The organism is Micromonospora sp. NPDC023888 (assembly GCF_040639415.1).
Taxonomy (GTDB): domain Bacteria; phylum Actinomycetota; class Actinomycetes; order Mycobacteriales; family Micromonosporaceae; genus Micromonospora.
Genome location: NZ_JBEZZW010000075.1, coordinates 1 through 10,138 on the forward strand (window position 1 = coordinate 1; position 10,138 = coordinate 10,138).

Annotated in this window: 7 protein-coding genes and 1 pseudogene; 7 read left to right on the top strand and 1 reads right to left on the bottom strand. The window is 69.5% G+C overall.

The annotated features are described in order from the left end of the window. Positions 1-91 precede the first annotated feature (91 nt). The 6 genes and pseudogenes from AB0F61_RS33890 to AB0F61_RS33915 form a co-directional block, all read left to right on the top strand. Positions 92-175, top strand: a pseudogene (locus tag AB0F61_RS33890) (DUF4272 domain-containing protein); the annotation flags it as partial. Between the two features lie 263 nt (positions 176-438). Beyond that, positions 439-1,443, top strand: a complete 1,005-nt coding sequence (locus AB0F61_RS33895) for a multicopper oxidase domain-containing protein (protein ID WP_357818398.1) — start codon at positions 439-441, stop codon at positions 1,441-1,443. Positions 1,444-1,466: 23 nt separating this feature from the next. Next, on the top strand, positions 1,467-5,417 hold the full coding sequence (locus AB0F61_RS33900) for a ThuA domain-containing protein (RefSeq protein ID WP_357818401.1): 3,951 nt from the start codon (positions 1,467-1,469) through the stop codon (positions 5,415-5,417). A gap of 8 nt (positions 5,418-5,425) precedes the next feature. After that, positions 5,426-6,955 carry a plastocyanin/azurin family copper-binding protein gene (locus AB0F61_RS33905; protein WP_357818404.1) on the top strand — a complete coding sequence of 510 codons (1,530 nt, stop codon included), beginning with the start codon at positions 5,426-5,428 and terminating at the stop codon, positions 6,953-6,955. A 32-nt stretch (positions 6,956-6,987) separates the two neighbouring features. Then, a complete protein-coding gene (locus AB0F61_RS33910) occupies positions 6,988-7,965 on the top strand; it encodes a hypothetical protein (RefSeq protein ID WP_357818407.1) in 978 nt (325 codons plus the stop codon). A 111-nt stretch (positions 7,966-8,076) separates the two neighbouring features. After that, positions 8,077-8,529, top strand: a complete 453-nt coding sequence (locus tag AB0F61_RS33915; RefSeq protein WP_357818410.1) for a hypothetical protein — start codon at positions 8,077-8,079, stop codon at positions 8,527-8,529. A gap of 19 nt (positions 8,530-8,548) precedes the next feature. Here the strand turns inward: AB0F61_RS33915 and AB0F61_RS33920 are convergent, their stop codons facing one another. Next, positions 8,549-9,253 carry an SDR family oxidoreductase gene (locus AB0F61_RS33920; protein WP_357818412.1) on the bottom strand — a complete coding sequence of 235 codons (705 nt, stop codon included), beginning with the start codon at positions 9,251-9,253 and terminating at the stop codon, positions 8,549-8,551. 115 nt (positions 9,254-9,368) lie between these two features. On the opposite strand from AB0F61_RS33920, the gene AB0F61_RS33925 reads away from it, so the two are divergent. Then, positions 9,369-9,773, top strand: a complete 405-nt coding sequence (locus AB0F61_RS33925) for a MerR family transcriptional regulator (protein WP_357818415.1) — start codon at positions 9,369-9,371, stop codon at positions 9,771-9,773. Positions 9,774-10,138 lie beyond the last annotated feature (365 nt).

Genomic DNA, 10,138 nt, shown 5'->3' on the forward strand with positions numbered 1-10,138 from the left:
TGCACGCCGGCAGAGCTGCGCGAGCTGCTCGGTTGGGCGAACCTCCAGGAGGAAGAGGACCACCGTGACGACTGAGACGGCACCCGCCGGCCGGACCACTGTGGAGATCGAGGCGCGGATCGCCGTGCTGCACCTGATCCTGGCGCGCTGCTTCGGGATGCCCCCGGAGGCGGCCAGGAAGCCCTGGTCGAGCTGATCGACGGGCTACGTGTCAGGATCATGTCAATCGAAGGACGCCGTGATGTCAAGGTAATCTTTTTGCAACCAGACCTGGACTTTCGTCGATGGACTACATAAGTTTCAGACATCCACCGAAAGCTCTGAGTCTTCCGAGCAAAGTCCGCGACGAGCCTCACCTCAGTCGTGCTACCGCCCCGTGCTCGGCGGTTGTTGCACCCTGCCCTCGTCGCGTCTTCGCCCGGTCGGGAACGGAGACCCATGGACGATCAAGCCGTTGGCTCCCATCGTCACCTGTCCCGCAGATCCCTGATCGCCACCGGGGCGCTCGCCGCCGGTGCGCTGGGCGCGGCCGCCCCCGCGATCGGCACCGCGTTCGGGGGTAGCCCCGCACAGGCCGCCGCCGGCGTCACGAAGAAGGTCACCATCTACGCCGAGCAGTTGCCCGGCGGCCTGTTCGGCTACGGCCTGGCACCCGGCCAGGCGACCGTGCCGGGTCCGCTCCTGGAGATGTACGAGGGCGACACCCTGGAGATCACCCTGGTCAACACCACAGACCAGCGGCTCTCCATCCATCCGCACGGGGTGGACTACAGCACCGACTCGGACGGCAGCCCGCTGAACGCCTCGTTCAACAACCCCGGCGAGACGCGGACGTACGTCTGGCGCTCGCGGGAGATGTTCGCGGCGGCGGGCCGGCGGTTCATGCCGGGCAGCGCCGGCTACTGGCACTACCACGACCACGCCATGGGCACCGACCACGGCACCGCCGGGGTGGCCAAGGGGCTGTACGGCGCGCTGATCGTCCGCCGGCGCGGCGACATCCTGCCGGAGAAGCAGTTCACCGTCGTGTTCCACGACATGACGATCAACAACCGGATGGCACCGGACACTCCCATGTTCGAGGCGAACCTGGGCCAGCGGGTGGAGTGGATCGCCATCGGGCACGGCAACCTGTTCCACACCTTCCACCTGCACGCCCACCGCTGGGCGGACAACCGCACCGGAATGCTCGAGGGACTGAGCGACCCGAGCCTGGTCATCGACAACAAGGACCTCAACCCGGGCAGCTCGTTCGGCTTCCAGGTGCTGGCGGGGGAGGGCGTGGGCCCGGGGGCGTGGATGTACCACTGCCACGTGCAGAACCACTCCGACGGCGGCATGGCCGGGATCTTCCTGGTGCGCAACGCCGACGGCAGCATGCCGCCGGGCGCCGAGGAGGCGATCCACCGGTTCCAGGGCCACACCCACACGCACGGAAGCTGACCCAACCGAAAGTGGGGACGGGGATGACCAGACAACCACGACGAGTCCTGGCCGCGATGGCGGCCTTCGCGGCACTGATCCCGGCGTCGACGGCGGCAGCCGCACCGGGCGTGGCCGCGCCACGAACGGCAGCCGCCCCGCAGGCGGCGCAGCCGCAGCAGGCCAAGGTCCTCGTGTTCCACGGCCCGGTGGCCGAGCAGCAGGACCCGGTTTCGCGCGCGGTGGACACCATCAAGCAACTTGGCGTCGGTCATGACATCGATGTCACGGCCACCACGGACCCGGGTGTCTTCACCACGGCCGGGCTGTCGGCGTACCGCAGCGTGGTCTTTCTCTCCGCGACGGGCGCCGCGCTCAACCGCGACCAGGAGTCGGCGCTGCAGAGCTACATGAAGGCCGGCGGCGGCTTCGTCGGCATCGCCGACGCCGCCCGCGCCCAGGTCGACTCGGCCTGGTTCACCGGCCTGATCGGCACCCGCCCGGCGGGTGCCATCCCGGTGGCCGAGCCGGTGGCCGGGGTGACCGCCAGCGGCGAGAACCCGCCGAGCGAGACCAAGGAGAAGCTGACCGACGGCGACGCCAACACCAAGTGGCTGGTCCGCACCCCGACCGGGTGGGTGGCCTACCAACTGGCCGCGCCCAAGCGGATCACCGGGTACGCGCTGACGTCGGCGAACGACTCCGCCGGCCGGGACCCGAAGGACTGGACCCTGCAGGGTTCCAACGACGGGCAGAACTGGTCCGATCTGGACCGGCGCACCGCCCAGAGCTTCCCGGACCGGTACCAGACCCGCCGGTTCGACATCGCCACGCCGCAGGAGTTCAGCCGCTACCGACTGAACATCACCGCGAACAGCGGGGAGCCGCTGGTCCAGCTCGCCGACCTGCGCCTGTTCACCGGCAGCACCACCACCCCCGAGCCGCCCGCGGTGAACCGCGCGGTGGTCGACATCCTGGACCGGAAGCATCCGGCCACGGCGTCGCTGCCGCTGACCATCACCCGCTCCGACCGCTGGGAGAACTGGGACCCGAACCCGATCGGCAGCGTGCACACGCTCGCCCAGGTCGAGGAGCGGCACTACAACCCGGGACCGGCCGCCAACGGCGCCTTCCACCCGGTGTCCTGGTGCCGGGACTACGACGGTGGCCGTTCGTTCTACACCGGCATGGGCCACACCGAGGGCAGCTACGGTGAGGAGGCGTTCCGCGCCCACCTCGCCGGGGCGCTCAACTGGACCACCGGTCGCGTACGCGGCGACTGCCAGGCAACGATCGCCGCGAACTACAAGGTGGAGCGGCTCACCGCGGTCAACCAGACCGGGCAACTGGACCAGATCGGCGAGCCGCACGGGCTCACCATCGCGCCGGACGGCACGGTCTTCTACGTCGGCAAGGCGGCCTGCCCGAGTGGCCCGATCGAGAACTGGAACGACCCGAAGGTCGGCCTGGGCTGCGGCACCATCCACTCCTGGGACCCGCGGACCAAGCAGGTGAAGCTGCTCACCACCCTTGAGGTGATGGGCAACCGGGGCAGCGGCTCCGAGTTGGTGAAGAACGAGGAGGGCCTGCTCGGCATCGTGCCCGACCCCGCGTTCGCCGAGAACGGCTGGCTCTACGTCTACTGGATGCCGCACGAGTCGATCGACCGGGTGCAGCGGGTCGGGCAGCGCACCATCTCGCGGTTCACCTACGACCGTCAGGCGCAGAGCATCGACCAGGCCACCCGCAAGGACCTGCTGAAGTTCCCGGTGCAGATCCACAGTTGCTGCCACGCCGGCGGCGGCATGGCGTTCGACGCCAAGGGCAACCTCTACGTCGGCTCCGGCGACAACAACTCCTCCGAGGGATCGCAGGGCTACTCCGGCAACAACTGGACCCAGGAGTACCAGGGCCTCTCCTTCCAGGACGCCCGCCGCACGGCGGGCAACACCAACGACCTCGCCGGCAAGATCATTCGGATCCACCCGGAGGCCGACGGGACGTACACCATCCCGGAGGGCAACCTCTTCCCGCCGGGCACCGAGAAGACCCGCCCGGAGATCTACGTGATGGGCGTGCGCAACATCGCCCGCCTGCAGATCGACCCGGAGCACCAGTGGCTGACCGCCGGCTGGGTCGGCCCGGACGCCGCGTCGCCCAGCCCCACCCTCGGCCCGGCCAAGTACGAGACCGCCACCATCATCACCTCGGCCGGTAACCAGGGCTGGCCCTACTGCATGGGCAACCGGCAGCCGTACCGGGACCGCAGCAGCACCGACGCGACGGTGCTGACCGGCTGGTACGACTGCGACAACCTGAAGAACGAGTCCCCGCGCAACACCGGGCTGGTGGACATCCCGGCGGCCCGGGACAACATGATCTGGTATTCGCCCGACGGCGGCGGCCCGGTCTTCCCGAAGCGCACCGACGGCAGCGGCCTGCCCACCTACGTGGCTGCCGACGCCACCTACACCCAGCCGTACCTGCGCGGCGGCGGGCAGGCCATCATGTCCGGCCCGACCTACCACCGCGACCGGGTCGACCCGAACAGCACTGTGGCGTGGCCGGCGTACTGGGACGAGAAGTGGTTCATCGGCGACCAGTCGAACGCCGCCAACCGGGTCGCGGTCACCGTCGACCCGGCCGGGGTGCCGACGGCGACCCCGCCGGTCTACGCCGAGACGCTGCGCGCCATCATCCCGAGCGGCAACGGCGACACCCGGCTGCAGAGCTGGATGGACGCCAAGTTCGGCCCGGACGGCGCGCTCTACCTGCTGGACTACGGAGGCGGGTTCTTCAGCCTGCACCCCAACCAGAAGCTCATCCGGATCACCTACACCGGCGGCGCGCCCACCCCGGCACCGGCGGCGAACTCCGTCGCCGTACAGAACAAGCCGCTGACCATCGCCTTCGACGGCGCGCGCTCCGGCGGCGTCAGCCACCGGTGGGAGTTCGGCGACGGCGCCACGTCGACCGAGGCGAACCCCCGGCACACGTACGCAAAGGTCGGCACCTACACCGCGAAACTGACTGTCACGTACGCCGACGGTGAGACGGCGACGGTGCAGAGCACTGTCACGGTGGGCTGCGCGGTGCCGGACGACCGGCAGAACGTGTGGCTCGGCGACACGGACACCGGGGTGCCCAGCCGCACGGTCGGGCAGGGCTGCACTGTCAACGACCTGATCGACGACGAGAGCACCTGGGCCGACCACAACAGTTTCGTCCGCCACGTGACCGCGGTGACCCGCGCGCTCCAGGACGACGGTCTGCTCAACGCCCGCGAGAGCGGCACCCTGACCCGGCTGGCCGCCGCGTCCGATATCGGGCGTGACGGACACACCGGGTACGAGCCACTCTTCGACGGCACCGCCGAGTCACTGCTCGGTTGGCAGCAGGCCCCGACGGGATCGTTCAGCATCCAGCCGGACGGGTCGCTGCGCTCCAGCGGGGGCCTCGGCATGCTCTGGCACACCAAGGAGTTGGGTGACTTCTCACTGAAGCTGCAGTTCCGCGACATCGCCCCCGGCACCGGGCGGGCCAACACCGGCGTCTTCATCCGATTCCCGGACCTGCGAACCCCGCTGGAGCAACGACCAGAGGGCAGTTGCGGCACCGTCGGATCGGCCCGGACTTCGACGGCCTGGATGGCGATCTACTGCGGACACGAGATCCAGATCTACGACGGCGAGACCGGTGAGCCGCAGAAGACCGGATCGGTCTACAACTTCGACCCCGTACCGCTCGCCCAGGCCGGCGTCACCCCGAAGAACGAGTGGAACGACTACGAGATCCGCGCGGTCGGTCAGCACTACACGATGATCCGCAACGGCGTGGTGATCAACGAGTTCGACAACACGCCTGGCAAGCAGTCCTCCCGTGCCGGCGATCCGCCGACCGACCTGCGGCAGTTCCTCCGTGGCTTCATCGGTCTGCAGAACCACGGTGACAACGACCTGGCCGAGTTCCGCAACATCCGCGTGCGGGAACTCTAGGAGAAACGATGACCCGACGACTCACGGCTGCGCTGTCGGCGCTCCTGCTCACGGTGATCCCGTTGGCCGCGAAGCCCGCCACCGCCGCCCCGCGCGTCGCCGCGGACCAGGTGTTGACCTGGACCGCCGACGACAACACCACCCGCTACAAGTCCGCCCCCACCCAGGCGGTGGCCGGTGCGACAACCATCATCTGGGAGAACAGCGCGGCCACCGGCAACACCACCGGGATGCCGCACACGCTCACCTTCGACACCAGCAGCGAGGGTTACAACCACGACGTCACCCTCAACATCCTGGCCAGCCCGTTCGACGCCAACGACGGACGCCACCAGGCGACAGTGAATCTGACCCCGGGCCGGTACCGCTACTTCTGCTCGATCCCGGGCCACAGCCAGATGGTCGGCGAACTGGTGGTCACCGACGGCGGAGGTGGCGGCGACACCACGCCGCCGACGGTCGCCGGCGCAGTGGCCGGTGAGCGCGACCAGGACGGCAACTACCTCGGCGCGGCCACTGTGACAGTGACCGCCACCGACGCCGACTCGGGCGTGCGGAGCATCGAGTACCAGGTCGACGACACCAGCTTCCAGCCGTACACCCAGCCGGTGCCGGTGACCGCGGTCGGCGACCACTCGGTGCAGTTCCGCGCCACCGACCAGGCCGGAAACACCAGCGCGGTCGGCTCGGTGTCGTTCCGGATCGTCGAGCCGGGGGAGGAGGACACCACCGCGCCCGAGGTCCGGGCCGCGCTGGCCGGCGAGCAGGACGGCGACGGCAACTACGTGGGTACGGCCACCGCCACGCTCACCGCCACCGACGCCGGGTCCGGCGTCGCCACCATCGAGTACGCGCTGGACGGGGCAGCATTCACCGCGTACACGACCCCGATCGTCGTGACCTCGGTGGGCATGCACATGCTGCACTACCGGGCGACCGACGTCGCCGGGAACACGTCGGCCGAGCAGATGGCCCACTTCACCGTCGTGGAGCCACAGGCCGAGGACACCACCCCACCCACGGTCGCCGCCACGGTGGCCGGTGACCAGAACGACGACGGCGCGTACGTCGGCGGCGCGACGGTCACCGTCACCGCGACCGACGACGGCTCGGGTGTGGCGTCGATCGAGTACGCACTCGACACCGGTGGTTGGACCGCGTACGCCAGCCCGGTCGCCGTCCGGGCCGTCGGCGCCCACACCCTGCGCTACCGGGCGACCGACACCGCGGGCAACGCCTCCACCGAGCAGTCGACCACGTTCACCGTGGTGGCCGACGGCACCGACGGCTGCCCCGCCTCGGACACCCGGGCCACCGTGATCATCGACGGTGACGACACCGGAGTGGCGAACGTCGACACCGGCGACGGCTGCACCATCAACGATCTGATCGACGAACACGCCGGCTACCCCGGCCACGCCGACTTCGTCCGGCACGTCGAGGCGGTCACCGCCGCGCTCGTCACCGGCGGCACGCTCAACCGGCGGCAGCAGGGCGCCATCGTCCGGGCCGCGGCCCGATCGGACGTCGGCGCATGAGTCCTCGAACCTCATCGACAGGGAGTACAACGATGCCCGGACGTACCGTCGCCAAGCTGGCCACCGTGAGCGCCGTCATCGCCGCCTCGGTGCTGGCGGTGGCGCCCACCGCACACGCCGACCTGGTCACCCACTGCATCGGCACCGGCGGTGCCGTGACCGTGCCCAACGACCTGCTCGTGCCGGCCGGTGAGTCCTGCGCCCTGACCGGCACCACGATCACCGGCAACGTCACGGTCGCGGCCGGCGCCAACCTGGTGGTCGCCGGTGGCCGGGTCAGCGGTGAGGTACGTGTCGCCGCGGACGGCTACCTCGACGCCACCGAGACGACGATCGACGGTCAGGTGGTGTTGGCCGCCGGTGGGTACGGCATCTTCCTCTCCGACGCCAGCAGCGGCAATGTGACGGTGCGGCCGAAGGGCACCGCGACCGTCGACAGCTTCCTGTTCGTGGAGGGATCGACGATCGTCGGGACGGTGAACGCCGGCGCGGGTGAGGTCCGGCTCGACCGGGGCACCCAGGTGCAACGCAACCTCAGCAGCACCGGCACCTACTACACAGACGTGCACGACTCCTTCGTCGACGGCACCCTGTCGGTGCTGAACAGCGCCACCGGCAGCGTGGTGTGCGGCAGCGCGGTCCGCGGTCGGGCCACCTTCGCCGGCAACCTGGGTGGTGTGCAGCTCGGCCCGAACGGCACCCTCGACAGTTGCGCCTCCGGCGGCTACTGGGGCACGGACGTCAGCGTCACCAACACCACGGGCGGTGTCAGCGTCGACGACAACATCATCAATGGTCAGTTGACGGTGACCGGCAACGACCCGGTGGCCCAGGTGGCCGCGAACAACCGGATCCGCGGCGGCGTGACAGGTGACCAGGCGGCGGCGAGCAGCAACCGGGCGGCCCGCGCGGCGGCTCCGGACCGGGAGGACGCCGGCGATCAGCGGGCCGAGGCCCGTCGTACCTCGGCGGTGCAGGAGGCCACCGCGGCCGGCGCGGCCCGGCTCTGACCCACGCCCTGCCGGGCCGGACGCCACCTGGCGTCCGGCCCGGCGAACGGCCCGCTGGGTAACGGGGTTCGGGGCGGAGTGTTCTTGTCGCCTGGGCCTACCCTCCGGGCTATGACGTACGAGCCGATGATGGTGCCCACCCCGAAGCCCAACCGGACGGCTCGTACGGCCCTGATCGTCGTCAGCGCGTTGCTGGCGCTGTGCTGTGTGGTCGGCGTCGGCGTCGGGTTCTGGATCTACCGCACCCTGCGCGGCGACGTCGAACCGGCTCGGGCTGCCGCGACGGCGTACGTGGACGACATGCGGTCGGGCAACTACCCGGGCGCGTACGGGCGACTCTGCGCCGACGTGCGCAAGAACATCACGGAGGCGGATTTCGCCCGGATCCAGGCCGCGCAGTTGCCGGTCAGCAGCTACGAGATCATCGACGTGAACGTCACCAACTACAACGGCCGGGTCACCGCGACGGCCATCTTCGAGATGGTCCAGGAGGGCACGGGCGCGCGGTTCACGCAGACGATGCTGCTGGTCAAGAAGGACGACGAGTGGCTCGTCTGCCAGTGACGCGCCGCGCCGTCGACCCCTACCGGCCGGCCGGGCTGTAGAAGGCGCTCGGGTCGTCGGCCAGGGACGCCTTGATGTACGCGCTCCACTCGTCGGCGAGGACTTCGATCCGATCGGCCTCGATGCCGTCCAGGGCGGCGCGTACGACGTCGGCGGGGTCCATCTTGTCGCCGTCGTAGCTGGCAGTCATGTCGGTGTCCGCGCTACCCAGGTGCAGGCCGGTCACGAGGGTCCCCTGGCCCGCCAGTTCCAGCCGGATCCCGTTGGTCAGGCTCCATTCGGCTGCCTTCGCCGCGGCGTAGGCGTTGGCTCCGTCGTAGGAGAACCAGGACAGCGCCGACAGGACGTTGAGGATTCCCCCGCCGCCGTTGGCGCCGAGCACCGGCGCGAACGCCCGCACCATGCTCAGGGTGCCGTAGAAGTGGGTGTCCATCTCGGATCTGATCTTGCTCAGATCGCCGGTGACCAGGTTCGTGTAGGTGGAAATGCCGGCGTTGTTGATCAACAGGGTGACGTCGGACGCGACGGTTGCCGCCGCCTCGACGGAGCGCGGGTCGGTGATGTCCAACCGAAGCGTCTCGACGCCGGGAATGTCGATCCGCTCGGGGTTGCGGGCCGTGGCGTACACCTTGGCCGCCCCGCGCTCCAGCAGCTGTCGGGCGAAGTGTCGACCGATGCCACGGTTGGCGCCGGTGACCAGCGCGATCGAACCGGTGATCTGCATGATGGGTTGCCTCCTGGCAGGTTCAACGACGAGCCATACGCGGACTACGCTAGAACCTGACGCTGACGTGAGAGACAAGGTTGTGTGACTGGTGTCACCGGCCGGGGGAGGATCGATGCGGATCGGGGAACTCGCCGCCAAGACCGGGGTGTCCGTACGAGCGCTGCGCTACTACGAGGAGCAGGGGCTCCTGACGGCCGCACGGAGCAGCGGCGGCCAGCGGCACTACCTCGACAGCGCGGTCGACCGGGTGCACCTGATCCAGATGCTGTACGCCGCCGACCTGTCCAGTCGGACCATCCTGGACCTGCTGCCCTGCGTCGACGCGAAGGTCAACACCCCGGAGTCCCGGGCCATGCTGCGCGCCGAACGCGACCGCATCGATCAACAGATCGCCCAGCTCCGGCAGGCCAGAGAGCGGCTCGACGCGGTCATCGCTCTCAGCGAGAGCCCGGAGAGCGGCTGCACCCGGACCGAGGTCGACGCCCTCGTGGCCGCGGGCGTGTCCGTGCGGTCGTGACACCATTGAGGGGCGCCGCGATAGTGACGGCGGCCTGATACGAGGTCCCGCCCACACGTCGCTGGTAAAGGCCCCCTGTGGCGTTGGCTCCGGCGGGTGCGGATTGTTCCGCCCTTCCATCACCGTCTGATGTGGCTTGCTCAGATTGTGCGAGATATGCGACTGAAGTAGTCATCGAAGTTTGTCGGGTGTCTATGTTCGGTGCGTAGTGCGGCCTGTTGGCGTGGACACGGGGAGGTCCGGGCGCGATGGCTGAGTTTCCGGCGCATCTGTTCAGGATGGATGGTGATCCGTCGGCGATTCGGTCGTCAGCGGGGCGCTGGCAGGGGTTTGGTTCGGCGGCGACGCAGGCCGCGGCGCAGATC

What these genes read in the sequence shown, in the direction of transcription:
- AB0F61_RS33895 (WP_357818398.1), top strand. Translation starts at nt 439, where the DNA reads ATGGACGATCAAGCCGTTGGCTCCCATCGTCACCTGTCCCGCAGATCC.
- AB0F61_RS33900 (WP_357818401.1), top strand. Translation starts at nt 1,467, where the DNA reads ATGACCAGACAACCACGACGAGTCCTGGCCGCGATGGCGGCCTTCGCG.
- AB0F61_RS33905 (WP_357818404.1), top strand. Translation starts at nt 5,426, where the DNA reads ATGACCCGACGACTCACGGCTGCGCTGTCGGCGCTCCTGCTCACGGTG.
- AB0F61_RS33910 (WP_357818407.1), top strand. Translation starts at nt 6,988, where the DNA reads ATGCCCGGACGTACCGTCGCCAAGCTGGCCACCGTGAGCGCCGTCATC.
- AB0F61_RS33915 (WP_357818410.1), top strand. Translation starts at nt 8,077, where the DNA reads ATGACGTACGAGCCGATGATGGTGCCCACCCCGAAGCCCAACCGGACG.
- AB0F61_RS33920 (WP_357818412.1), bottom strand. Translation starts at nt 9,253, where the DNA reads ATGCAGATCACCGGTTCGATCGCGCTGGTCACCGGCGCCAACCGTGGC.
- AB0F61_RS33925 (WP_357818415.1), top strand. Translation starts at nt 9,369, where the DNA reads ATGCGGATCGGGGAACTCGCCGCCAAGACCGGGGTGTCCGTACGAGCG.